A 24,491-nucleotide genomic window follows, 5' to 3' on the forward strand; every position below is an offset into this window, starting at 1 on the left:
CGATGAAGATTATGTCGAAGGTTCTTATAAAGACATCTGACGCGCAATTGTTTTTGATGCTTCGTCATCTGCTCTCGGTTGAAGGGTTCGATGCGCAACTCGTATCAGAGCTCAGAGACTTGACCACTGCCGAGATAGGTGGCGAACGGAATTCGAACGTATTGATATGGGACAGCGGCGACGCTGACCTTTCCGAGTTTTTTCACCTCAGGGAGCAGCTTCCCGGTCTCGCGCTGATTTTACTGGCAAAAAGCGGTATCGATAGTAGGTTCGGGATCAATGAACGATTGGATTTGGTCCTCAAACGCCCGTTCGATCCATTTATTTTGCTACAATTTCTCCAAAGGTACCGAGGCGATTTCGCCACGACTGGCGCCACACGAGTTGTTTTGACCTATTGCGACCTATTGCTGAACCGGTCTCAATTCCGGGTGTATCGAAACGGTCATCACGTCGATCTCACACCGTTAGAATTCAGTCTACTTGAAGCGCTCATGCAAAAGCCTGAAATTGTCTGGAGCAGGCAAGACCTTATCGATGCTGTATGGGGTCGGGGAGCTATCGTCGAACCACGTACAGTCGACATTCATATCGGACATATCCGGCGTGCATTGGCGCGGCATGGTTCAAATCTGATCAGAACGGTGCAGGGGCGAGGCTACGCGCTTGATCGGCCTGCAGGCCGATCGCAGTAAGCTTCAATTCATGAGGCGCTGAAAAATCCGCGTCCAGAACTGAAAATTCCGCTGATCATCCTCGAACCAGGCGTCAAGCGCGAAAAATGCAGCGGCTGTAGGTGCCGTGTCTGCATAAATGCGCCTCGTTGAATCGACGATCAGGCATTCATCTGCTCCATTCAGCACAACGTCGTCCTGCAATAATTCCCGAGCAGCCTTCACATCCGCTATTTGCAACACCACGACTTCCTCCCGCGTCCGACACAGGGGTGAAAGAAAATAGAGCCGGACGTTAGGAATGACCGCCAATCGGTATATCAACAGCTGTCGCTGCATTGTCGTCCCTGGCATGTGTGTCGCAAATGCGATGTTGTACTTGTAACAGAATCAAATAGTTATGGCAAGAATCGCCTTTCAGATATTTGGCGATGTCGACCGTTGGAGTAAGATATTTTAAAACGAGGAGAGTTTCGTCATTCTGCAGATTTTTGTGTATCTGTTATGGTTTAATTTTACCGAAACTTTGCAAAGGCTTTGTTGATCCCGGCTGCTGGATTTTGCATCCTGTGCAGACCTACAGAATATTTCGCCTCTTACGTCAAAATGATGGATATGCCCTTGTTTATGAAAGACCGCGTTGATCACTTGCCCCACGTCAAGCAATTCGAGTTGCAGCGCGTGATAGAGGTGATTTTGGAGGAGTTTGCAGATGCTCTCAGGGATGGCTCTTCGGATTTCAAGAAGCGCGGTCGTATCCTCAAGATAATCCTGTTTGGATCATATGCTCGTGGTACACAGGTTGATGAGCCATATACAGGCAAGGGTTATCGGTCCGATTTCGACCTGCTGATCATTGTGAATAATCGAAAGCTGGCGGACTTCGAGTTCTGGCGGAAAGCGGAAGACCGGCTCATGCATATGCGGGACGTGCAGACACCGGTAAATTTCATTGTCCATTCGCTTCGTGACGTAAACACGCGAATTAAGGAAGGGCGATATTTCTTCACTGACATTCGCAAGGAAGGCATCGTACTTTACGAACTTGATCCCGAGCCGCTCGCCCAACCGGGTGTTCTCAATCGGGAAGACGCCTATCGTATCGCGAAGGAATACTTTGATGATCGGTTGCCACATGCGCGTGCATTTACCAGATTTGCTCAATTTGGCATTAATCAGGGTGATCTCAAAGAGGCTGCCTTCCTACTTCATCAGGCGGTTGAACAGGCTTATTCAAGCTTTTTGCTAGTGACTACAAATTACTCACCTGCTTCACACAATCTAAAATTCTTGCGTCGGCTCGCTGAAGGGCATCGAAACGAACTGACGAAGGTATGGCCGCAAGATCAACAACGCTACAAGTCTTGGTTCAATATGGTCAACGAAGCATATGTGAAAGCGCGTTATTCTCCATATTTTGACATTACCGAAGAAGCGCTGCGTTGGCTCCTGAAGCAAACGAACCTGCTTATCGCTCAGATTGAGAAAATCTGTTCCGATTACCTGGAAGAAATGAACGATGCGCGGTAGATGGCACAGTAAAGTTCAGTCGGATGCATATTTATTGCGCGTTCCAACTCGCTACGTCCGCGAAGCAATACGAATGTTGATCCAATGGAAATACTTTTTATAGTATAGGCGCTCGTTTCCATTAACTTGCTGAACGAATTTGCGCAAAAACCTCAGGCGCAAACTCGAACTGTCGCGCTGTGCCTCTGCCCATGGAATTCTTGCCCATTGTTTCGGTAAGAATGCCGCGTTGCACAAGGGATTCCATCGTTTCAATGACGCCGCCGCGGGTCATTCCTGTAAAAACCATAACATTTGCAAGGGTTAAAGGCTCGTGAGCCTGATGCATCATGTAGAGGATGTTTACCATTCCAATCTGTTTGATGCGGGATTGAGGTGATTCATCCGCGAGCGGTTTTTCGAGAATTTCACGAACCGCGAAGACCGCAAGTGCCTGACTTTGCCATCGATCACTTAAAAAGCTTGCCATTTTTTTAACTATGCATTATTTGATTAGTATGAGTGCTGGTGACCTTACTTCATCATAACGTCGAAAGACAGTCGATAACGGAGTTATGAGCATGAGAAGCTTTCTCTTAAAACTTACGATAGGGGTTATGGGTTGCGGTTCACTATACCTCATTCAAGCTCCCGACGCTCGCGCCGAAAGCTGGGGATGCCAAGTTATCCTGTGTTTATCCAATCCTGGCGGCCCAATGCAATATTCCGAATGCCGACCGCCTATCCAGAAACTCTGGAGTTGGCTGGCAAGAGGCCATTCATTTCCCACTTGCAATGGTATTGGTTTCAAAAGTTCGCGGCCGCGCTATGAGCCGTATTATTGTCAATCCGGATATCGTCTATTTGCCGGACAAAGTGCAGGCGGACGTGCGGCGACATGTATCTCAACATCTCTTCAGGCTGTGGATGGCGCCTTTTGCCGGAACGAAAGAAGCATTGCCTCCACTGAAAAGACGGTCATCTCGCCGCGAATGCAGCGAAACAATAGCCGCAATCAATGCTTGGCATATGTAACCACCCGGCCATTCGTTCGCGAAAAACCGAGTTATATCGATGTGACCATCGACCGCTTGGGTAAACACAGAGTGTGGTACTAAGCCATGCCTGTTTCGTTTCTCGTTCTCGCTCAAACTTGCGCAGCTTTTGTTTCGCCCGAAACGCTTGCCGGTGTCGTCAGCCTGGAAAGTGGTTTTGCCCCTTTTAATATTCGCATTAACAGCGGTTTGCCGCTCAAGCAGCAGCCAGCAACAAAAGCCGAAGCGATCGAGGTTGCAACTTCACTTGTCGCCGAGCAACAGGACATTCAGCTTGGTCTGGGCGGTATCAGCCTTGAGGACTTGAGAAAATCAAATCTATCGATCGCTGACGCATTCGATCCCTGTTTGAATCTCAAAACAACTGCTCATCTTCTCGATGGCTATTATCGCCATGCAGTCGAGGAAAATTTCGACCCGATAAGGGCTGAAAAACGGATGCTGAGATCCTGGTATGGGCGTGGTGACGCCTCGATCGGTGAAATGGTCCGATACGACGAACAGGTCTTCCAGAAAATCAAACAGCTCCGGCCAAGCATGGCCAAGCTCGTCATCGAAAATGCCGTGGAGCAACGGGGCGGGGCGCATGAAACATCTGTTGGCGCTGTGACAAGCAAAAGCGGACAGAGTGCGGCCAATAATGCTGCGGAGGAAGCAGCTTCCGTCCCATCTCTATCCTCGTGGGATGTCTTCAGGAGCCCACGCAATTTATCGGTTCTCGTGTTTGAGAACAATCAAAAGGAGCAAAGCGAATGAATTTCTATTGCCGCCTCCGTCCAATTGTCGCCTCTTGCATTATGGCCGCGGCCATTGTGCCGATAGTGAGCGAGCCTGCATTTGCACAAGCCGCGGGCATCGAAACCATTCTCCAAAACATCGTTGATCTCCTCACCGGCAACATATTCAGACTGCTTGCGACCATTGCGGTGATCGTGATCGCCATCGCATGGATGTTTGGTTACATGGATTTGCGTCGGGCAGGGTACTGGATCATCGGGATCGGCATCATTGCTGGTTCATCCGAGCTTGTTGGCACGATCGTTGGAAGCTGAGCGATGACAAGTGTTGGGCCAATCTTCGAAGAAGACACGTTGTTTCTCGCCTGCACCCGACCCGCTATGGTTGCTGGCGTGACGATGGAGGCCATGGGCATCAACGTCATGGCAACGACGATATTCTATCTCCTTGCTGGCTCGATTTCCTATGCTCTTGTCGGCATCGTTTTCCATTTCGTTTTTCGAGCTCTCATCAAACACGACCATAACATGTTTCGCATTGTGCTCGCATGGGTGGATACGCGTGGTCGATCTCGCAATAGCGGATATTGGGGTGGGGCAACGCTATCTCCGCTTTGCCTGATACGTCGATATGATGAAAGGGATCTCAACCTTGCCTGACATCATGAAGCTAAAGGTCCGAGAACTTCGACCGGAAATCTACATTCCTTACGTCCGTCATGTCGATGAGACGACGATTGCTCTTAACGCCGGAACGCTGATGGTGATGATCGCACTGGAAGGAGTGTCATTCGAAACGGCAGATGTGCTCGATTTGAATGGATTACACCGTGACCTCAACACCCTTTATCGCAACATCGCCGATGAGCGGCTTGCCTTATGGACGCATGTTATCAGGCGGCGGAACGACAGTTATCCGGACGGAGAATTTTCGGCAGCGTTTTCGAACGCCCTTAACGAAAAATATCGCCTCAAGATGGCTGGCGAAAACCTCTTTTGTAACGACCTTTATCTCACGCTGCTCTGGTCTCCGGCCCGTTACGGTGCAGATAAAACCACGCGATTTTTTTCAAAGCTAAGACGAGCGCAAAATGTCGAACTTGATGAGGAGGCGTTTAAAGATCTTCAGGACAAGGTGATTAATGTAACTGCAGGCCTGGAGCGGTTTCAGCCGCGCGTGCTTTCGCTTTACGAGCGAGGCGGGCTTGTATATTCACAACTGAGCGAAGTTTTGCACCAACTGGTTGGTGGTAGGCGCGAGCCCGTTCCGTTGACGGAAGGACCAGTTTCTTCCGCTATTTACTCTGACCGCGTTATCATCGGGCGAGAAACTGTCGAGATCCGGCACGAGGCCGAAAACCGCTATGCCGGTATACTGAGTTTCAAAGAATATCCAGCTCGCACCAGAACAGGCATGCTCGATGGAGTGCTCTCTAGTCCATTTGAATTTATCCTGACGCAATCCTTTGCATTCACCTCCAAATCAGACGCTCGCTCGATCCTGGGTCGTAAGCAAAATCAGATGCTTAGCAGTGGTGACAAAGCAGCATCCCAGATTGGTGACCTCGACCGAGCGATGGACGACCTTGAATCAAATCGATTTGTTCTGGGCGGGCATCATCTTTCGCTTGCCGTCTTTGCTTCCTCCGTCAAAGATCTCGCCGATAACCTCGCCAAGGCGCGGGCAAGTCTTACGAGCGGTGGGGCCGTCGTTGCACGCGAAGATCTTGGATTGGAAGCCGCCTGGTGGGCACAGCTTCCTGGGAATTTCCGCTACCGTGCACGGTCCGGGGCGATTACATCGCGTAATTTTGCAGCGCTTTCACCCTATCATTCGTATCCGATCGGTCAGAAGGACAATAACGAATGGGGACCAGCTGTCGCGCTATTGAAGACGGCTTCCGGGTCACCGTTCTATTTCAATTTTCATTACGGCGATCTCGGCAATACCTTCATGTGCGGACCATCGGGTACCGGTAAGACGGTCATCATCAACTTCATGCTTTCTCAACTCGAAAAACACGATCCTCATGTTGTGTTCTTCGACAAGGATCGTGGAGCCGACCTTTATGTGCGGGCCGCCGGCGGAACATATCTTCCGCTTAAAAATGGTAGTCCGACCGGATGCGCTCCTTTAAAGGCGCTCGAGCTCACGCCTGAAAATAAAGTGTTCCTTGCTTTATGGGTTGGCAAACTTGTTCGCTCCAACGTTCGAGATTTGACCGTAACCGAACTGCGTGACATCGCTGTTGCGATCGATGGCCTATCAGATCTGCCTAGAGAGCGCCGAACGATTGGTGCACTACGCACATTCTTGAACAATACCGATCCTGAAGGGATCGCTGCCAGGCTTCGCCGTTGGGAACTCGAAGGGCCGCTTGGCTGGGTGTTCGACAATGTCGATGACGATATTGGCCTCAACGAATTTGCCCCGATGAGGGCAGGAAGAGGCGGGAAATTCGTCGGCTACGACATGACGGAGTTTCTCGACCATGAAGAAATCCGCACGCCCCTTATGGCCTATCTGTTTCATCGTGTCGAACAGCTGATTGACGGAAGACGCATACTCATCGTCATCGATGAATTCTGGAAAGCGCTGCAGGACGATGGCTTTCGCGATCTGGCGCAAAACAAGCTCAAAACCATCCGCAAGCAAAATGGTCTGATGCTGTTTGCAACACAAAGCCCGCGCGATGCGATTGTCTCTCCAATTGCTCATACGATTATCGAGCAATGTCCCACGCAGATTTTCCTCCCGAATTCGCGCGGTAATCACGCTGACTATGTCAATGGGTTCAAGCTTACCGAACGTGAATACGAACTGATTGCGCGCGAACTATCAGTCGAAAGCCGGCAATTCTTGTTGAAACAGGGTCACAACAGCGTCGTTGCAGAGCTCGACCTGAACGGCCTTGATGATGAACTGGCTGTTCTTTCCGGTCGTACCGGAAATGTCGAGCTTGTCGATACGATCCGCGCTGAAATCGGGAACGATCCTGCGGACTGGCTTCCAGTTTTCCTGAAAAGAAGGAGTGCAAGTTGATGGCTTCCTATAGACGTTTTTGCGCAATGATGGCTGCAGTGCTGACCTTGTCGACAGGAGCTGCGATGGGGCAGGGCATCCCTGTCATTGATCAAACAGCGATCGCCAAACATCTGGAAAGTATCGCGCAGTTGAAATCGCAGCTCGATGCTCTTCATCAGCAGATTGAGAAGGCCGAAGAGCTTTATACCTCTTTCAACAAGCTGACAGATATGGCGGATGTTGCACAGGTTCTCAATGATCCAGCGATCCGAAAAGCCCTTCCGCCGGAATTTGCTGCCGTAGAAGGATTATTCGAAGGCAATGGCAGCGGGGCGTTGAACGATGCTGCAACAAAATTCCTCGACAAAAATACGACTTACAAAACCTCGGCTGACGATTTTTACGCAAAAGAACTGTCCCGTGTGCAGAACAAAAATGCCGGCCAGATTGGGATCGGCCAGAAAATTTACGACGCAGCAACAAAACGCATCGAAGGAATTGATGAACTCCGTCAGAAAATTTCCACGGCAAGTGAAGCCAAGGAAATTGCCGATTTGCAAGCAAGGCTTCTGGCCGAGCAAGCCTTTGTGCAAACCGATGTGCTGCGCATGGAAGGCTTGCGCATGGTTCAGCAGGCGCAAACGCAGGTTGATGATCAGCGCAAGGCAGAAGATTGGCGCCGTCGCATGGATGCAATGAAGGGGGCGCTGAAATGAAAAATGTCCTGATCCTGACAGCGTTCGTCCTTCTGTCCGCATGCACAGAGAAAGCTGAAGCGACCTATACGGTCGAAGAATTGTTGACCGATCAGGGAATGCTGTCACGCATTCTCGACAAGTGTCGCAACAATCCAGGTGAGTTGCGCAATACGGCTAACTGCATGAATGCCGAAGCAGCCAATAGCAAGTTGCGTTTCCAGAATATGCGCAAGGCGCTTGGAGGCTAGCACCGTGTATCACGTTTTCGAGTTTATTGATGGACAATTCAAGCGGCCGTTGGAGATGTTCATATCCGATGGGACGTCGAACATTGCCGAATGGGTTTTCGGCCCGCTTACTGTTGCCGTGACCCTTTACGTTATCTTGTTTGGTTATCTTATTTTGCGCGGTTCGGTGCATGAACCCATCCTTGATTTTGCTTTTCGCGCGATCAAGCTTGCGATCATCATGACGCTGGTCAAGAACGCCAGCGAATACCAGACCTATGTCACCAATATTTTTTTCGAACAGCTGCCGCGCGAGATTTCGCAAGCTTTAAATTCCGGTGCGGCGCCGAGCGCATCGACCTTCGATAGTCTGCTGGATAAAGGACAGAACTCAGCGACCGACATCTGGTCACGATCCTCCTGGCCCATCGATATTGTAACTGGTGTTGGCGGATTATTGGTAATTGGCGTGAGCTTTCTTGTCGCGGGAATAGGCTATGTCGTTTCACTTTATGCGCGATTGGCACTAGCCATCGTGCTGGCGATCGGCCCAATCTTCATTGCATTTGCCATGTTCCAGTCGACGCGACGCTTCACAGAGGCCTGGATCGGACAAGTGGCAAATTTTGTCATTCTTCAGGTTCTTGTCGTCGCTGTTGGAGCGCTGCTGATTGCATGCCTCGACACAACTTTTACAGCAATCGAGGGCTATTCCGACGTCTTGATGCGTCCCATCGCGCTTTGTGCCATCGGCATTGCCGCTCTTTATGTCTTTTATCAGCTTCCAGGCATCGCTTCGGCTCTCGCGTCCGGCGGAGCGTCTCTGGCTTATGGCTACACAGCTTCACGCGATGCGCATGAAGGATTGCTTGCCAAGGCAACGTCGCGGAGCGCGGGGTTTGTGGCTCGCGGCACACGCATGATGAGAAGAGCATTGTGAGCGAAGGAGACCTGCTTATGACCTCGTCTGCGGCGATGAAAAACAGGTATTTGTCAGTAATCAAACCGACCTTGTTTCTCGGGATCGCGCTCGCACTTGTCAGTTGTGCGTCGCTGACAAATCCCTTGCCGAAATGCGATGGAAATGCGCGAAGACCTCTGAACCGCGCAATGTGGCAATGGGAAAGATCGAGTGCATCGCCGAAGCCCGATGCGCAAGCCATCACGCGCTTTGTCCATGAGAACAAACAATCGAGCGCTTTTGATCATTTCGATATTGATGCCTCTTTCGGCGATTGCGAGGATTGATGGTCACGACAGACAATCTCAAAAGCTATTTCGAAAAAGCGCGTCGCTTTGATCAAGACCGCATGATCGAGGTTGAGCGTTCAAATCGCTTGGCCTGGTCGATCGCAATTGCGGCCGGAATTGTTGCTGGCATATCAATCCTTGCAGTTGCAAGCCTTGCGCCGCTGAAAACTGTCGAACCTTTCGTGGTTCGCGTCGACAATTCCACCGGGATCGTTGATGTCGTTTCCGCGCTGTCGGCGACTGCTGGTACTTACGACGAAGCCGTGACCAAATATTTTGCAGCAAAATATGTTCGTGGACGCGAAGGCTACGTCTGGAGCGAATCCCAGGAAAATTTTCGAACAATTGCGCTTCTATCCACACAGGCAGAACAGGCGCGGTTTGCGGCCACTTATCGCGGCAGCAACCCGCAATCACCACAAAATGTCTATGGCCGCTCTGCCACGGTGCGGATTAACATCGTCTCCATCGCGCTCATCAATCAAAACGTGGTGTCGGTACGCTACATACGTAGCCTAACGCGCGGTGAAGAAGTCCGGACAACTCATTTTGTTGCGACCCTTACCTATTCCTACGCCAACGCTCCCATGTCATCGACAGACCGACTGGTGAACCCGCTTGGTTTCGCGGTTAGTGAATATCGTGCAGATCCGGAGGCAATCGATTGATGCGTTTTCCAATCATTGTCACATTTTTTCTGGCTTCATCCGCTTCCAGTGTCCTCGCGTTGGAGATACCAACAACAGCATCGCAGGACAGTCGTGTCCGTTTTGTCAGTTATCAGCCCTACAATATCACAAGGATCATCGGATCCTTGCGCTCCTCGGTTCAAGTCGAGTTTGCCCGGGATGAGGAAATTGCACATGTGGCGCTTGGCAACAGCGTCGCCTGGGAAGTCGCACCAGCCGGTAATATCCTGTTTTTAAAACCACGAGAAAACCAGCCGGTTACCAATATCTCCGTTGTAACGACACGTCGGGACGGGTCTACGCGCAGTTACCAGATGGAACTTAAGGTGCGGGAGGGTTCGGTAGAAGTCGGAGAGAATACTTACTTTTACGTGAAATTCCGATATCCACACGACGAAGCTGAACTGCGTCGCCAGCAAGCTGCGGCTCAGGCGCGCACAGCCCAAGCCAGAGATGCTGATAATGTGCTGTCGCTTCACGAGGCATATGGTCCGCGCAATTGGCGCTACTCCGCACAAGGGGCACAGGCACTGGAGCCGCAAAGCGTCTACGACAACGGTAAAATCACAACATTCTCCTTTGCGGGTAATCAGGAAATGCCTGCAATCTATATGGAAAATTCTGACGGTTCGGAGAGCCTCGTGCCCAAAACTGTCGATGGCAATCTGGTCATGGTCCATACGTTAAGCCGCAAATTCATTCTGCGACGGGGCAAAGATGTGCTGTGCGTATTCAATGAAGCCTATGACCGGGTTGGCATCAACCCTGCCACAAACACGACGTCTCCGTCCGTTGAACGCATCGTGAAACCGGATCTGGCGGGACAGGGGAAGTGAGTAAGATGGCCGAGAATGAGGAAGACAAGATCCCTGGTGAGCGCGCCGAAACGGTTACGGCTACACGCATCGACAATAATCCTGTTCTCAAGCGCGGGGCTGTTGCACTCGCCATTGTGTTGTTCATTGGCTTTGCTCTTTGGTCGACATCTGGAAGCAAAACAAAGGATAACAATAGCCAGACCGAGCGCGTCGTGATCCGCCAAACAACACCCTTTGAGGCGGCAAGAGAAAAGACAGAACCGGTTGAAGAAAAGCCGGAGGTAAAACTGCCAACACCGGTCCTTGAAGAACCTATGCCCGAAGTGGACGAATTGCTTGATGCCGCCCGTCGTGCGCCCGTCATGGCTTATAGCGGAGGGCAGAAAAATTCGCCCTCACGAGGCGGAGGGGGGAACGGTAATAATGCGGTAGAAGATAGGAATTTTATACCGATCGACGGCAATTTTATTGGCCAGAACCAGCAGAATGCCGATGAACAACGGTTCGAAAATCTGCTGCGGCCGACCCGACTTGAGGGTTCGCGCGCCGGTACGCTCGCAAATCGTGATTTCATCATCGCCATGGGGACTTCCATCCCTTGTGTGCTCGAAACGGCACTTGCCTCGGATCAGCCGGGCTTTGCAAGCTGTGTGATCAACCGCGACGTTTTATCCGATAACGGCCGCGTGGTGCTGATGGAAAAAGGAACCCAGCTTGTCGGGGAATATCGTGGTGGTCTCCAACGGGGTCAAAAACGTCTGTTTGTGCTTTGGAATAGGGCGAAAACGCCTCAAGGTGTGATCGTTACGCTTGCCTCGCCAGCAACCGATGCGCTTGGCCGCGCTGGCGTTGGTGGGCAGGTCGATACGCATTGGTGGGAGCGCTTCGGCAGTGCGCTTCTCCTTTCCGTCGTCGGCGATGCGACAAGTTACGCGAGCAGTCGTCTGCAAGACGGCAATTTTGATGCACAAAATACCGCGGATGCCGGCAAACAGGCTGCTGCCATTGCAGTGGAGCAATCAATTAATATTGCCCCGACACTCCACAAACATCAGGGGGAATTGGTCTCCATCTTTGTCGCTCGCGATCTCGATTTTGCAGGCGTTTACCAGCTCCGTGTAACCGAACCTGGAAATCGCATTCTCGATCGGGCGGCTTTGGGTGATTTCCAACCGCCATCGACGCTTGTGACAAAATAGGTGGACAAATGGCTGAAGCCCAGGACATCACCGTCGTTCGTGAACTTCTAAAGCCTCTTGCGGTCTTCCTGGATGATTGCTCGTTGTATGAGATCATTGTCAATCATCCGGGTCAGGTGCTGACGGAAGGGCCGGGTGGTTGGCAGATACACGATCTTCCTGGGCTTTCCTTTGAAAAACTCATGCGCCTTGCCCGGGCGGTGGCGAGCTTTTCCCATCAAACCATCAATGAAACGCGACCGATACTTTCGGCAACACTTCCAGCTGGCGAGCGAATTCAAATTATCATTCCACCCGCCACCACGAAAGGAACGGTCAGCATCACAATCCGCAAACCATCATCGCTTGATTTTACGCTTGATGATCTGGACGCCAATGGCTTTTTCTCTCATACGCAAACAAGCTTTCGTGCCCTTTCAAAAGAACAAGAACGTTTACGAGAACTCTACAAAAGGGGGCAATTCAAGGAGTTTCTTCGTCAAGCTGTTATCGCGCGGAAAAATATCATTATCTCTGGTGCGACAGGGTCCGCAAAAACCACTCTTTCAAAAGCTCTTATCAAGCATATTCCACAACACGAGCGTGTCATTTCGATTGAAGACAGCCCGGAACTTATAATTTCCCAACCAAATCAGGTGCGTCTGTTTTATTCAAAGGGCTCGCAGGGGGTATCGAATGCAGGTCCGAAGGAATTACTCGAATCGTGTCTGCGAATGCGTCCCGATCGAATATTGCTGCAGGAACTCAGGGATGGAAGCGCGTTTTATTATATTCGCAATATCAACTCGGGCCATCCAGGATCCATCACAACAGTTCATGCAGATTCTGCCAGACTTGCCTTCGAGCAACTGACTTTACTAGTCAAGGAATCGGAAGGGGGAAGCGCACTCGAACGCGCTGACATCCGACGTATGTTGGAGATTTCGGTTGACGTTGTTGTGCAATGTAAACGCACCGATGGAACGTTCCGCGCTGCTGAAATTTACTTCTCCGGCTGTGCGAACGATTGAGCACAATTGGTGGCGCAATAATGTTTTTTTCTGCTTTCTCGTCGTCCCAATTTGAACCTTTACCGCGCTGATTTCGCGTTTAATCGATTCTATTGTCGCGGTTGGGCTTTTTTGGTTGGCAGCAGCCTTTCCTATCGCATAAGCAACGAGGAGCTGGTTCCAGGAGTGCTTGTAATTGTTGCAAGCCTTTCATGAACCTATCCTGCAGTAAGGAGGCCATGATGGCGAAGTGGGTGTACACGTTCGGCGACGGCAAGGCAGAAGGCGCGGCAAGCGACCGCAATCTTCTCGGTGGTAAGGGAGCGAACCTGGCTGAAATGAGCAGCCTTGGTCTTCCGGTACCTCCAGGCTTTACCATCACGACCGAAGTCTGCACCTATTATTACGATCACGACCGGTCTTATCCATCCGAGCTCAATGATCAGGTTCAGGCGGCTCTGGCCCATATTGCGAAAGTGACGGGGCGTAATTTCGGCGATGCCGAAAAGCCGCTTCTGGTGTCGGTGCGTTCCGGTGCCCGTGCTTCCATGCCGGGCATGATGGATACGGTGCTCAATCTCGGCCTCAATGACGAGACGGTGCAGGCTATCGCCCGCGAAGCGGGTGACGAGCGTTTTGCCTATGACAGCTACCGTCGCTTCATCCAGATGTATTCGGATGTCGTGCTGGGTGTTGATCATGGCTTCTTTGAAGAAATTCTCGAAGACAAGAAGGCCGATCTCGGCATTGAGGTCGATACGGCGCTGACGGCCGAAGACTGGAAGGGGGTCATCGCCTCTTACAAGGCTAAGGTCGAGGAAGAACTCGGCCAGCCTTTCCCGCAAGACCCACGCGAACAGCTCTGGGGCGCTATAGGCGCCGTTTTCTCAAGCTGGATGAATGCGCGCGCCATCACCTATCGTCGTTTGCACAATATCCCGGCGGCCTGGGGCACGGCGGTTAATGTGCAGGCGATGGTGTTCGGCAATATGGGTGAAACCTCTGCGACTGGCGTTGCCTTCACACGCAATCCTTCGACAGGCGAGAAGAGACTTTATGGTGAGTTCCTCGTCAATGCGCAGGGTGAAGATGTCGTTGCCGGTATTCGCACGCCGCAGAACATCACGGAAGAAGCGCGCATTGCGGCCGGTTCCGACAAACCGTCGCTTGAAAAGGTAATGCCGGAAGCATTCGCTGAATTCCTCAAGGTCGCTGACCGGCTGGAACAGCATTATCGCGACATGCAGGACCTCGAATTCACCATCGAACGTGGCAAATTGTGGATGCTCCAGACCCGCTCAGGCAAGCGCACTGCAAAGGCAGCGTTGAAGATGGCCGTCGAAATGGCAGGCGAAGGCCTCATTTCCGAGGAAGAAGCGGTACTGCGCGTCGATCCGGCCGCGCTTGACCAGCTTCTGCACCCGACCATTGACCCGCGTGCGGAGCGTCAGATCATTGGTCAGGGCCTCCCAGCGTCGCCGGGCGCTGCAACGGGCGAAATCGTCTTCTCTTCGGAAGAAGCCGAACAGGCAAAGTCGGAGGGCCGCAAGGTCATTCTCGTTCGCATCGAGACCAGCCCGGAAGATATTCACGGCATGCACGCGGCAGAAGGCATTCTGACGACGCGCGGCGGCATGACCAGTCACGCAGCTGTGGTCGCACGCGGCATGGGCAAGCCATGCGTTTCCGGTGCGGGGTCGCTTCGCGTTGACTATCGCAATGGCGTCATGCTAGCAGCAGGCCAGACTTTCAAGAAGGGCGACGTCGTCACCGTCGATGGTGGCACCGGGCAGGTCCTGAAAGGCGCTGTCGCCATGTTGCAGCCCGAGCTTTCCGGCGATTTCGGCAGGCTGATGGAATGGGCTGACCGGACCCGCCGGATGAAGGTTCGCGCCAATGCAGAAACCCCGGCGGATGCCCGCACGGCGCGTTCGTTTGGTGCGGAAGGCATAGGCCTCTGCCGGACTGAACACATGTTCTTCGATGGAAGCCGCATTGTCGCCATGCGCGAAATGATCCTTTCCGACAATGAAGAAGGCCGCCGCACGGCTCTCTCAAAGCTTTTGCCGATGCAGCGTTCGGATTTCGTCGAACTTTTCGAGATCATGAAGGGGCTCCCGGTTACGATCCGTCTGCTTGATCCGCCATTGCACGAGTTCCTGCCGCATACGGACGAGGAAGTCGCAGAGGTTGCCCGGTCGATGGGTGTCGATGCGACAAAGCTGCGCGAACGCGCGGATGCCCTGCATGAATTCAACCCGATGCTGGGCCATCGCGGCTGCCGTCTGGCTGTATCCTATCCGGAAATTGCGGAAATGCAGGCGCGGGCGATTTTTGAAGCTGCCGTTGAAGCAGGTAAGAAAACCGGTGAGCACGTGGTGCCGGAAGTGATGGTGCCTCTGGTTGGTCTGAAAGCCGAACTCGATTTCGTCAAGGCGCGCATCGATGCAGTTGCCAAGGAAGTCATGGCAGAGGCGGGCGTCAAAATCGACTATATGGTCGGCACGATGATCGAACTGCCGCGTGCGGCTTTGCGCGCTGCCGAAATCGCCGAAACGGCTGAGTTCTTCTCGTTTGGCACCAACGATTTGACCCAAACGACATTCGGCATTTCACGCGACGATGCGTCCTCGTTCCTGACCTCCTATCAGCAGCGTGGCGTGATCGAACAGGACCCGTTCGTGTCGCTCGATCTCGAAGGCGTTGGTGAACTGGTGGAAATTGCCGCTGAACGCGGACGAAAGACCCGCGAAAAACTGAAGCTCGGCATCTGCGGCGAGCATGGTGGTGATCCGGCGTCGATCGCCTTCTGCGAAAAGACAGGTCTCGACTATGTTTCCTGTTCGCCGTTCCGTGTGCCGATTGCCCGTCTTGCCGCTGCGCAGTCGGCCATACGCAAGGTTTGACAGCACGCCACAATTTGGCTTAGCTGCCGGAATAATCTCCGGTGGTTAAGCCATTTTCAAAAGATATTGTCATGCTTCGTTTTATTGCTTCGGCAGGAGCCGTCATTCTCGCCACGACTGGCATTGCCAGCGCATACGATATCTCGCCGCAGGAGCGCGCGGAGAATAAGGCTGCGCACGACACGATCAAGATCGTTGAGCCGCAACTGCGTATCGCGCGGGGTGGTGCTGCATCGCCCCAGGTGGCACTGACGCTTGATGCCTGCATGGGCAAGACCGATCATCGCATTCTGGACGTGCTGGTGCAGAACCGTATTCCAGCGACGATCTTCGTGACGGGGCGATGGATAAAGCAGAACCCGGCCGCCATGGCGGTTTTGAAGGCCAATTCCGATCTGTTCGATATCGAGAACCATGGCGCAATGCATGTTCCGGCCATTACCAACGAGCCGAAAATGTATGGCATCAAGACAGCAGGATCACTTGAGGCGGTTCATCTGGAAATCGATGCCGGCGCGACGGCGATCACTGATGTCGGAGTGTCGAAGCCTGTCTGGTATCGCGATGCGACTGCCCGTTATTCGACCGATGCCATCAAGCTGGCAACAAGCATGGGCTACAAGATCGGTGGCTATTCGCTGAATGGCGATCAGGGCGCCTCGTTGCTGGCGCCGACGGTTGAGCGCCGCATCGCCGCTGCGCGTGACGGCGACGTCATCATCTCGCATATCAACCAACCAACGCGGTCGGCGGGTGAAGGGGTAGCCAAAGGCGTCCTGGCCTTGAAGGCGAAGGGGATGAAATTCGTGCGACTCAAGGATGTCGAGACGATGATGACACTCAACCCGGTTGCTCCGCACAATCTTCACGCGGGCGTTCCAAAGCCTGTAGCGCCGAAATAACCCCGTTCAGGCGCCGTTGACTTTCTACTTCGGGGAAAGACTTTTCATGACGGCGGCGTAGTTGCGGCCAAGGCTTTCAAAAACGGCATTTTCGCCTGTTGGCGGTTCAACGGACAGCGTCGTGCCGTCGTTGCGCAATGTGACGAAGATAACCTGATCTTCCGGTTGCCCGGCAATGGCGATTGCACCGATGCGTTGTGCTTCGCTGGTGTCGAGAGCAGGCATATTGAACAGGACTTCGCCGCCAACGCGTTCTGCTGCTTTGGCGAGCGCGGAATCAAAACCTTCGATAAGGACGTCGATGGCTCCAAGCGCAAACTCCAGTTCGACGGCTTCGAGCGTCATCGCATCTTCTGCGGTTGTGCCGTCCGATGACTGGTTGCCATTTTGAAGGGCGCGATCCATTCCGTCCTCTCCGACGATTGCAATATAAGCCCCCACATACGCAATCATGCCTTCTGTTAGCGGTTGCTGCAATGCCTTTTTATTTGATTTACCTAGCTTTTTCTCACTTATTCTTAAAGCTGGTGATCTTTGCAGGCTAAGAACGCATCCCGAAAAGTGCAAAACGGTTTTCGGATCAGATGCGTGCTGAACAAACAATTGGAGCGCCAATCTGCCGTAATCAGATTGAATTGCGCTCCTGGAGGGTGCTGCCCCTAATGCGATTTGCCTAATCTATCAAGCACGCCAAACGTGCATTAGTTATTGCTTTTGTAGATCGCTAAATATTCCCCCGACAGGTTTTGATCGCGGTCAATGCTCTTTCATCCCGAATCTTCGACGTTCTCCTCATCACAAGGGAATTGGTGTTGGAGGGCACATGAAACTGATCTGGAAAGCGGCGGTCGGTGGCGCGGGTGCGCTAGCCGCAGCTTGGCTCTTTGCGCTTTCAACACCCCATTGGCTGACGGCGAAACACGAAGCCGCCGTCGATGTCACCGACAAGGCTTTGATCGAAAAAGGCGAGTATATCGCCCATGCGGGCGACTGCGCTGCGTGTCATACGGCTCCGGGAGGCAAGGCGTTTGCGGGCGGGCTTGGCATGCAGACGCCGCTTGGCACGATTTATTCCACAAACATCACGCCAGACAGTAAAACCGGTATCGGCGGCTACAGCTATGCCGACTTCGAGCGCGCCGTACGGCAGGGGGTGCGTCAGGATAATGTCCATCTTTATCCGGCAATGCCCTTTGTTTCCTATACGGTCGTGAATGACGAGGACATGAAGGCGCTTTATGCGTTCTTCATGTCGAAGGTGGAGCCGGTACAACAGGATAACCAGCCCAGCACCTTGCCGTGGCCAACCAACATGCGCTGGCCACTCGCCTACTGGCAGCTTTTCTTTGGAAATTCGCGTCCGTTCGAAATTGCAGAGGACACTGATCCGGTGATCGCACGCGGCGCTTATCTGGTCGAGGGGCTCGGTCATTGCGGCGCGTGCCATACGCCACGTGGTCTCGCCTATGAAGAAAAAGCGGTGAAGAACGATCCGAAGGGCAAGTTCCTGTCCGGCTCGGTTCTGGAAGGCTGGTATGCGAAAAACCTGCGCGATCAGGATACAGGCCTTTCGAGCTGGGCCGAAGAGGAGATCGTCACCTTCCTCAAGACCGGGCGCACCGATCGCACGGCGGCGTTCGGCTCGATGGCCGATGTCGTGCAGCATTCGACCCAATATCTTGCGGAAGATGATTTGCGTGCAATTGCCCGTTATTTGAAGTCGCTGCCACCAAGCGAAGGACGCGAACGCGAATGGCAGCCGAAGGAAGATGTGACGACAGCGGCGCTGAAGGCGGGGGATTTCAGCGCACCGGGTGCACTGTCCTATGTCGAGCAATGTTCGGTCTGCCACCGTATGGACGGCAAGGGTGCACCGCGCATCTATCCGGCACTCGTCGGGAATTCGATTGTCTTTGCCGATGATCCAAGCTCGCTCATTCAGGTCACTCTGACCGGGGGCAGAACGCCTGACACGCCTGCGGACAGGATGGCTTTCACCATGCCGGGCTTTGCCAATCTTCCGAACTGGCAGGTCGCCGAAATCCTGAACTTCATTCGCAACGGCTGGGGCAACCACGGCGCTGCCATAACGGAGCAGGATATCGAGCGTATGCGGCGTGAAATCGCTCACAAGCCCGTCCATTACGTTCCGGAGAACAAGCAATGAAAACCAGTACGATTGTCGTTCTTGGTGCCAGTTTTGCCGTGGCAGTAACGGGCGGCGCATTCCTCTTCAATCACCTGCGGCCTTCACTGGATGCCCCGGCTCCCAAAGCCTATGCGGTTCTGGACAAGGACAAAAATCAGGTCGGTACCTATGTCATCCCGCCGGACCGTGACATTCTCAAGCAGCCGAACGCGCCTGAAATCATGCACGGCAAGAGGTTGCTCAACGAAACCGCGCGGCTTCTGCCCGACAATGTCGGCAACGGTCTGAATTGCAACTCCTGCCACATGGGGCAGGGCAAGATGGATAATGTTGCTTCCTATATCAACAGCAGCAATTTCTATCCCGCTGTCATGCCCCGTGCTGGCAAGGAAGTCGATCTGGTGATGCGCATCAATGGCTGCTTCCAGCGTTCGATGAACGGTAAGCTGCTGCCGCCCGAGGGGGCCGACATGAAGGCGATGGTCGCCTATATGGACTGGCTTCGACAGGATGTGAAAAAGGGCACCAAAGTGGCGATCCGCAATGCCGGTCCCATCGATGAAAGCCTTGTTCCTGATCCAGTCAATGGCGCCAGAATCTATGCCGCACAATGCTCGACCTGTCATGGCGCGGGTGGCGAAGGCATGAAGGACCAGGCCGGTGACTATATCTTCCCGCCGCTCTGGGGGGATGAAAGCTTCAACATCGGGGCCGGACTGGCCCGGACTTACAAGGCCGCGCAGTTCGTCAAATATGCGATGCCGCCAGCCCAGAACTACAATCTGCCCATCGGGCAGGGCGGTGTTCTGACCGATCAGGAAGCCATTGATGTGTCGGAATACTTCACTCACATGCCGCGCCCCGATTTCGCAGGCAAGGTGAAGGACTGGCCGAACATGAAAAAGCCGAAAGATGTGCGTTATTAGAGCATTTCCAGCAAAAGTGCGAAGCGGTTTTGCGTAGGACAATGCGACGGAACAAATATTTGGAGCGGTTCCAGCAACCCCGTTTTGACCGAAACCGCTCCAAATGATATTGCCAAGAAAAGTGCCCCACCATGTTCAAGCCAGGTAGGGCATTTGAATTGCTACGTCGAAGTTTTGCCGAGCGAAAATCTCTCTGCTATTCATACTGCGTGAAAACAGAGAGACAGAGCGGCTCCAATGATTCAGTATAAGCTGGAAATGCTCTCGGAGACTGCATGAGAAAACTTCGCTACCAGCGGCGTCAGTCGCGCTCTGCGGTTTGGGCGCTTCGGTTTGGTGTTTTTGCGCTTGTGCTGCTTGCGATGGCGTTTCTTCTGCATCGCTTCTGGACACTGGAGACACCTGACTTGGTGCTACTCGCCGGATTGAGCACCGGTCTTGCCGCTCTGGCCCTTCTTTGCTCGGCTAAAGGTTTTCGCAATCTCTGGGTCAATGGCGACAAGGGCGGTGCGCGATCCTTCTGGGGCGGCCTGTTCGCTTTTGCCGTGTTGCTGCCGGTCGGGCTGGTGGCAGCACTGTGGTACACGTCCCCACCGCTCTATGACCTCTCGACCGACTTTGAGACGCCACCGCAATTTCCGCCCGACATGCCGTCACGCCTGCAATGGATGAACCCGCTGACGGTGGCGGTGAGCGGCGATGCGCTGACCCAGTTGACGGCCTATCCCGATGTGGTCGGACGCCGCTATGAAGCCGCCCCGGATCGTATCGCGCAAGGTGTCAGAACCGTTTTCAAGACATTCGGATGGCAGGTGATCGCGCATGATGCTCCCTCGCCGGAGCAGAGTGCAACGCGGTTTGTCGCAACGGCGCACAGTTTCATTCTGGGCCTCAAGAGCGATATCGTGATCAGGCTGCTCGATGAAGGTGAAACCACCTATGTGGATGTGCGTTCCCTGTCGCGTTATGGCAAACGCGACATGGGGCAGAATGCGGCCTTCATCACCGATTTTCTGGGCGCGCTGGAAGGTGAAGTCAACAAGGCTCCAGCCGACGTGGAATGATCAGCCGCGAATATAGATACTGTCGAGCGATGGGTGGTCGTCGGTCTTCACCTCTCCGCGTCCGACGAGATCTTCCAGATGCGCCAGCACGGACAGTGCTGCGGCACCATGCAGTCGCGGATCGGTATCGCGATAGATGGCCTTCACCATGTCGCCGATCGTCCTGTCACCTTGCAGGACGCGCTCGAAGATGGCCCGTTCGCGCATCTTGCGATGCGCACGCAGGCCGCGAACGAAAGCAGCAGGTTTGGTGACGGCCCCGCCATGGCCCGGCAGATAGACCTTGTCGTCGCGTGCCAACAGTTTTTCCAGCGAGACCATGTAATCGCTCATGGAGCCGTCCGGCGGTGCAACAATGGATGTCGCCCAGGCCATGACATGATCGGCGGAAAAGAGAACGCCGGTATTCTTCAGGCCGAACGCCATGTGATTGGCGGCATGTCCGGGTGTATGAATGCCTTCCAGTGCCCAGCCGTCGCCTTCGATCGTGCCTCCGTCTGCCAGTGCGATATCAGGAATGAAGTCCGTATCGGCGCTTGCTTCGAGCATGTTCACTTCGCCCGCATAATAGGGGCGGGCAGGGCGATGCGCTCCCTCGGCGACGGTGCGCGCGCCAAGGCTTTCCTTCAGCCGCTGCGCGAGAGGCGAGTGGTCGCGGTGGGTATGGCTGACGAAGATGTGGCTGACCGGGCGACCGGCAATGGCGGCGATCAGGGCGTTATAATGCGCGTCATTATCCGGGCCGGGGTCGATGACAGCCAGCGTATCGGTGCCGATGATATAGCTGTTGGTGCCGTGAAAGGTGAAAGCGCTCAGATTATTGACGGTGAGGCGCAAAATGCCTTTACCCAGTTCAACCGGTTCCCCATATTGGGGCGTGAAACTGCTGTCGAAAACAAGCGCCATGGAAGCGGCTTTCCATTCTTCTTTGGTTTGATTGATGAAACGGCATAGGCCTTATATAGTCGGGTTGCAAACGTGAACAGTCACGTGCGCCGAAATCGCGCCAAGGGTCGGTTCCGGGGAGTTTTCATTCCGGTATCTGCCGCCGCGTCAAAAGTGGAGTTGGATATGCTTCATAGAGTAAAGCCTCGCGTCGCCACCGCCTCTCTCGCTGCAGAATACCTGCCCACCAGTCAACTGGCCCGCGCTTTCTGGTTTGTCGGCCTTGCATTGATCGGAACAGCCGTTCTCACGATCTCCGCCAAGATCAAGGTCGATCTGGTCTACGTCAATGTGACGATGCAGACCTTCGCTCTTTTTGCGATTTCGGCCCTTTACGGATCGCGGCTCGCCATGGCGACGGTTGCGCTTTATCTGCTTGAAGGCGTCCTTGGCATGCCTGTCTTCACCGGCACGCCGGAAAAGGGCATCGGCCTTGCCTATATGGTCGGTCCGACGGGCGGCTACCTCCTGTCTTATCTTGCTGCGGCCTGGATCGTCGGACGCGCCGCCGACAAGGGTCTGGCGCGCAATCCCTTCGCCCTCGGCGGTGCTATGCTGCTCGCGGAAGCCGTCATCCTGCTGATGGGCGCTGGCTGGATGGCCTATCTCTTCGGTCTGGAAAAGGCCATTGCCTTCGGCTTTGGCGCATTCATCGTTGGCGACCTTGTGAAGCTGGCGCTCGCCGCGTGCGGCGTGCCAGCGATGATGTCGCTTCTGAAGCGCTGAAATTTACAGTTCTTCGCATGATGAAAGCCGGGCGATTCGCCCGGCTTTTTCTTGTTTCGGTTGAAACTGCTTCGCGATTGACAGAGACCTCTTCAACAAGCTTTGTCGTTATAAGAAATCTGTTTTATGGGGAGGATGACTTGCGCGTCGAAACTCTGGTGATCGAACCGCTGACGAAAGAGGCTTTTGCGCCATTTGGCGATGTGATCGAGACGGAGGGAGCGGAACTTCGCCTGATCAACAATGGCACAACGGAGCGCTACCATGATCTCGCCCGTGTCGAAGCCGCTGGCAGCGAGGCCCGGGTGCTCGTCAATATTTTCAGGGGACAATCGTTCGAAGCGCCCATCGATATCGTCATGATGGAACGCCACCCGTTCGGTTCGCAGGCATTCATTCCATTGAACGGCAGGCCGTTCCTCGTGGTAGTCGCCGAAGATGCTGGCGGCAAGCCCGCCCGCCCGCGTGTGTTTCTGGCGCGTGGTGACAAGGGCGTCAATTATCTGCGCAATGCGTGGCACCACCCGCTGCTAGCGCTGGAGCAGAAATCCGATTTTCTGGTTGTCGACAGGGCAGGCAAGGAGGACAATCTGCAGGAGTTTTTCTTCTCCGATGCCATTTATCGCATCGAAACGATCAAACCTGCCTGAGCATATTGAGGTAGACTTATGGGTAAACTTTCCACGCATGTTCTCGACACCGCCCATGGCAGCCCCGCAGCCGCCATGCGCATCGAGCTTTATCGGATAGCCGCCAACGGTGCGTCCGAACTCATCAAGCGCACGGTGACCAACCTCGACGGCCGCACGGATGCGCCGCTGCTCTCGGGCGACGAAATGCGGACCGGCACTTATGAATTGCAGTTCCATGTGGCCGAATATTTCGAGGGGCGCGGTGCGGAGCTGGCCAATCCGCCGTTTCTCGATCTTATTCCGATCCGCTTCGCAATTGCGGATGTCGACGGCCATTACCATGTGCCGCTGCTCGTCAGCCCATGGTCATACTCCACCTATCGCGGAAGCTGATCGGACTTATCCCCTCCACCCATGAGAGAAATAGACTCCTCGCATCATTCATCGCGAGGAGTTTTTCATGGACCAAACCCCAAATCTGAAATTGCCCTATATCCTGCCCAGCCAGGCGCAGAAGCATGTCACCCACAACGAGGCATTGCGGTTGCTCGATGCCGTGGTGCATCTGAGCGTCAGGTCGCGTAGCCGGACCGACGCGCCGGAAACCCCTGCCGGCGGAGACCGTTATCTGGTCGCCGCGCCCGCTTTGGGAAACTGGGCCGGCAAAGAGGGGATGATTGCCTCCTTCATCGATGGCGGATGGCTGTTTGTTGCGCCCGCTGTCGGCTGGCAGGTTTATGTCGAGGACGAAGCGCAACTGCTCGTTTTCGACGGTGCGCTCTGGAAGGGCATTTCATCGGTTCCTGACAACCTGTCGCTCTCCATGCTCGGTGTTCAAGCGACGGCCGATGCGGTCAACCGGCTCGCGGTTTCGTCCGATGCCAGCCTGTTCAACAATGCCGGGGCGGGGCATCAGGTAAAGGTGAACAAGCAGGCGATGACGGATACGGCGAGCCTTCTCTACCAGACGAACTGGACCGGTTTTGCAGAAATGGGGCTGAACGGCAGCAACGATTTCAGCGTGAAGGTCAGCAGCGACAGCGGGCAATGGCAGGAGGCGATCAAGATCGATCACGCCACAGGCAATGTTGCCATAGGCTCGGTCTGGCCGCAGACAAAACTTCATGTTGATGGTCCCATCCGTCCCGCGTCCTATACTGTCGCGGCGCTGCCCCCTGCCGGAAACAATGGCGCCGGTGCACTGGTCTTTGTGACGAACGCCCCGTCCGGCGCGGAAATGGCCTATTCGGATGGCACGAACTGGCGAAGCATTCGCAGCGGTACGATAATTGCCTAGGCGGCGTGGACGAATTGGTTGACGAATTGATCGCAGCTTGATTCAAGACTGCTTTTTGGAGGCAGTCATGAGC

At 54.0% G+C, this 24,491-nt stretch carries 28 protein-coding genes; 24 read left to right on the forward strand and 4 right to left on the reverse strand.

Annotation, left to right across the window (positions count from 1 at the left end):
* The first annotated feature begins 11 nt into the window (after positions 1-11).
* Positions 12-695 carry a response regulator transcription factor gene (locus tag KWJ32_RS21560; protein ID WP_236020213.1) on the forward strand — a complete coding sequence of 228 codons (684 nt, stop codon included), beginning with the start codon at positions 12-14 and terminating at the stop codon, positions 693-695.
* Between the two features lie 3 nt (positions 696-698).
* On the opposite strand, the gene KWJ32_RS21565 is transcribed toward KWJ32_RS21560, so the two are convergent.
* A complete protein-coding gene (locus KWJ32_RS21565) occupies positions 699-1,013 on the reverse strand; it encodes a hypothetical protein (protein WP_256886232.1) in 315 nt (104 codons plus the stop codon).
* 288 nt (positions 1,014-1,301) lie between these two features.
* Here KWJ32_RS21565 and KWJ32_RS21570 point away from each other — a divergent pair, with 288 nt between their 5' ends.
* Positions 1,302-2,204, forward strand: a complete 903-nt coding sequence (locus tag KWJ32_RS21570; RefSeq protein ID WP_256886242.1) for a nucleotidyltransferase and HEPN domain-containing protein — start codon at positions 1,302-1,304, stop codon at positions 2,202-2,204.
* Between the two features lie 121 nt (positions 2,205-2,325).
* On the opposite strand, the gene KWJ32_RS21575 is transcribed toward KWJ32_RS21570, so the two are convergent.
* The gene (locus tag KWJ32_RS21575) at positions 2,326-2,673 is read right to left on the reverse strand and encodes a transcriptional regulator (RefSeq protein ID WP_204157720.1); all 348 of its coding nucleotides are present in this window, start codon (positions 2,671-2,673) and stop codon (positions 2,326-2,328) included.
* 127 nt (positions 2,674-2,800) lie between these two features.
* Here KWJ32_RS21575 and KWJ32_RS21580 point away from each other — a divergent pair, with 127 nt between their 5' ends.
* The 15 genes from KWJ32_RS21580 (at position 2,801) to KWJ32_RS21650 (ending at position 16,679) form a co-directional block, all read left to right on the forward strand.
* Positions 2,801-3,301 carry a hypothetical protein gene (locus KWJ32_RS21580; RefSeq protein ID WP_235819861.1) on the forward strand — a complete coding sequence of 167 codons (501 nt, stop codon included), beginning with the start codon at positions 2,801-2,803 and terminating at the stop codon, positions 3,299-3,301.
* 3 nt (positions 3,302-3,304) lie between these two features.
* Positions 3,305-3,994: a type IV secretion system protein VirB1 gene (locus KWJ32_RS21585; protein WP_256886233.1), complete on the forward strand. Its 690-nt coding sequence runs from the start codon at positions 3,305-3,307 to the stop codon at positions 3,992-3,994.
* Positions 3,991-4,290, forward strand: coding sequence for a TrbC/VirB2 family protein (locus KWJ32_RS21590; protein WP_125301970.1), 300 nt, complete (start codon positions 3,991-3,993; stop codon positions 4,288-4,290). Before KWJ32_RS21585 ends, KWJ32_RS21590 begins: the two co-directional genes overlap by 4 nt.
* A 3-nt stretch (positions 4,291-4,293) precedes the next feature.
* Entirely contained in the window at positions 4,294-4,635 is a 342-nt protein-coding gene (locus KWJ32_RS21595; protein ID WP_094513453.1) for a type IV secretion system protein VirB3, read from the forward strand.
* Positions 4,610-7,018, forward strand: a complete 2,409-nt coding sequence (locus KWJ32_RS21600; protein WP_185758019.1) for a VirB4 family type IV secretion system protein — start codon at positions 4,610-4,612, stop codon at positions 7,016-7,018. The genes KWJ32_RS21595 and KWJ32_RS21600 overlap by 26 nt, the downstream gene beginning before the upstream one ends.
* Positions 7,018-7,716 carry a P-type DNA transfer protein VirB5 gene (gene virB5 / locus KWJ32_RS21605; RefSeq protein WP_125301965.1) on the forward strand — a complete coding sequence of 233 codons (699 nt, stop codon included), beginning with the start codon at positions 7,018-7,020 and terminating at the stop codon, positions 7,714-7,716. The genes KWJ32_RS21600 and virB5 overlap by 1 nt, the downstream gene beginning before the upstream one ends.
* Positions 7,713-7,946 (forward strand): EexN family lipoprotein, encoded by a 234-nt coding sequence (locus KWJ32_RS21610; protein WP_125301962.1) that lies wholly within the window; start codon positions 7,713-7,715, stop codon positions 7,944-7,946. The genes virB5 and KWJ32_RS21610 overlap by 4 nt, the downstream gene beginning before the upstream one ends.
* A gap of 4 nt (positions 7,947-7,950) precedes the next feature.
* Positions 7,951-8,865, forward strand: a complete 915-nt coding sequence (locus KWJ32_RS21615) for a type IV secretion system protein (RefSeq protein ID WP_125301959.1) — start codon at positions 7,951-7,953, stop codon at positions 8,863-8,865.
* 35 nt (positions 8,866-8,900) lie between these two features.
* The gene (locus tag KWJ32_RS21620) at positions 8,901-9,173 is read left to right on the forward strand and encodes a hypothetical protein (RefSeq protein ID WP_080728170.1); all 273 of its coding nucleotides are present in this window, start codon (positions 8,901-8,903) and stop codon (positions 9,171-9,173) included.
* On the forward strand, positions 9,173-9,844 hold the full coding sequence (locus tag KWJ32_RS21625; protein WP_151609766.1) for a virB8 family protein: 672 nt from the start codon (positions 9,173-9,175) through the stop codon (positions 9,842-9,844). Before KWJ32_RS21620 ends, KWJ32_RS21625 begins: the two co-directional genes overlap by 1 nt.
* Positions 9,844-10,701 carry a P-type conjugative transfer protein VirB9 gene (gene virB9, locus KWJ32_RS21630; RefSeq protein WP_094513447.1) on the forward strand — a complete coding sequence of 286 codons (858 nt, stop codon included), beginning with the start codon at positions 9,844-9,846 and terminating at the stop codon, positions 10,699-10,701. The genes KWJ32_RS21625 and virB9 overlap by 1 nt, the downstream gene beginning before the upstream one ends.
* A gap of 5 nt (positions 10,702-10,706) precedes the next feature.
* On the forward strand, positions 10,707-11,882 hold the full coding sequence (virB10, locus tag KWJ32_RS21635) for a type IV secretion system protein VirB10 (RefSeq protein WP_094513446.1): 1,176 nt from the start codon (positions 10,707-10,709) through the stop codon (positions 11,880-11,882).
* An 8-nt stretch (positions 11,883-11,890) separates the two neighbouring features.
* Positions 11,891-12,892: a P-type DNA transfer ATPase VirB11 gene (gene virB11 / locus KWJ32_RS21640; protein WP_125301954.1), complete on the forward strand. Its 1,002-nt coding sequence runs from the start codon at positions 11,891-11,893 to the stop codon at positions 12,890-12,892.
* Between the two features lie 221 nt (positions 12,893-13,113).
* Positions 13,114-15,777, forward strand: a complete 2,664-nt coding sequence (ppdK, locus tag KWJ32_RS21645) for a pyruvate, phosphate dikinase (protein ID WP_040129675.1) — start codon at positions 13,114-13,116, stop codon at positions 15,775-15,777.
* 71 nt (positions 15,778-15,848) lie between these two features.
* Positions 15,849-16,679, forward strand: coding sequence for a polysaccharide deacetylase family protein (locus tag KWJ32_RS21650; protein ID WP_256886234.1), 831 nt, complete (start codon positions 15,849-15,851; stop codon positions 16,677-16,679).
* Positions 16,680-16,703: 24 nt separating this feature from the next.
* On the opposite strand, the gene KWJ32_RS21655 is transcribed toward KWJ32_RS21650, so the two are convergent.
* Complete coding sequence (locus KWJ32_RS21655; RefSeq protein ID WP_012090943.1) at positions 16,704-17,084, reverse strand: hypothetical protein; 381 nt, start codon at positions 17,082-17,084, stop codon at positions 16,704-16,706.
* A gap of 418 nt (positions 17,085-17,502) precedes the next feature.
* On the opposite strand from KWJ32_RS21655, the gene KWJ32_RS21660 reads away from it, so the two are divergent.
* The 3 genes from KWJ32_RS21660 (at position 17,503) to KWJ32_RS21670 (ending at position 20,818) form a co-directional block, all read left to right on the forward strand.
* Positions 17,503-18,846: a cytochrome c gene (locus tag KWJ32_RS21660; protein ID WP_256886235.1), complete on the forward strand. Its 1,344-nt coding sequence runs from the start codon at positions 17,503-17,505 to the stop codon at positions 18,844-18,846.
* Positions 18,843-19,754, forward strand: a complete 912-nt coding sequence (locus tag KWJ32_RS21665; protein WP_256886236.1) for a c-type cytochrome — start codon at positions 18,843-18,845, stop codon at positions 19,752-19,754. The genes KWJ32_RS21660 and KWJ32_RS21665 overlap by 4 nt, the downstream gene beginning before the upstream one ends.
* 275 nt (positions 19,755-20,029) lie before the next feature.
* Positions 20,030-20,818 carry a DUF1499 domain-containing protein gene (locus KWJ32_RS21670; RefSeq protein WP_256886237.1) on the forward strand — a complete coding sequence of 263 codons (789 nt, stop codon included), beginning with the start codon at positions 20,030-20,032 and terminating at the stop codon, positions 20,816-20,818.
* On the opposite strand, the gene KWJ32_RS21675 is transcribed toward KWJ32_RS21670, so the two are convergent.
* Positions 20,819-21,724 carry an MBL fold metallo-hydrolase gene (locus tag KWJ32_RS21675; protein WP_256886238.1) on the reverse strand — a complete coding sequence of 302 codons (906 nt, stop codon included), beginning with the start codon at positions 21,722-21,724 and terminating at the stop codon, positions 20,819-20,821. It abuts the gene before it with no gap.
* Positions 21,725-21,889: 165 nt separating this feature from the next.
* On the opposite strand from KWJ32_RS21675, the gene KWJ32_RS21680 reads away from it, so the two are divergent.
* The 4 genes from KWJ32_RS21680 to KWJ32_RS21695 all read left to right on the forward strand — a co-directional run bounded on the left by KWJ32_RS21680 (position 21,890) and on the right by KWJ32_RS21695 (position 24,418).
* A complete protein-coding gene (locus KWJ32_RS21680; protein ID WP_256886239.1) occupies positions 21,890-22,489 on the forward strand; it encodes a biotin transporter BioY in 600 nt (199 codons plus the stop codon).
* 140 nt (positions 22,490-22,629) lie between these two features.
* Positions 22,630-23,139: an ureidoglycolate lyase gene (locus KWJ32_RS21685; RefSeq protein WP_256886240.1), complete on the forward strand. Its 510-nt coding sequence runs from the start codon at positions 22,630-22,632 to the stop codon at positions 23,137-23,139.
* Between the two features lie 18 nt (positions 23,140-23,157).
* The gene (uraH, locus tag KWJ32_RS21690) at positions 23,158-23,514 is read left to right on the forward strand and encodes a hydroxyisourate hydrolase (protein ID WP_006466277.1); all 357 of its coding nucleotides are present in this window, start codon (positions 23,158-23,160) and stop codon (positions 23,512-23,514) included.
* Between the two features lie 67 nt (positions 23,515-23,581).
* A complete protein-coding gene (locus tag KWJ32_RS21695; protein ID WP_256886241.1) occupies positions 23,582-24,418 on the forward strand; it encodes a DUF2793 domain-containing protein in 837 nt (278 codons plus the stop codon).
* Positions 24,419-24,491: the final 73 nt, after the last annotated feature.

It is taken from the genome of Ochrobactrum sp. BTU2, from assembly GCF_024539785.1.
Taxonomy (GTDB): domain Bacteria; phylum Pseudomonadota; class Alphaproteobacteria; order Rhizobiales; family Rhizobiaceae; genus Brucella; species Brucella anthropi.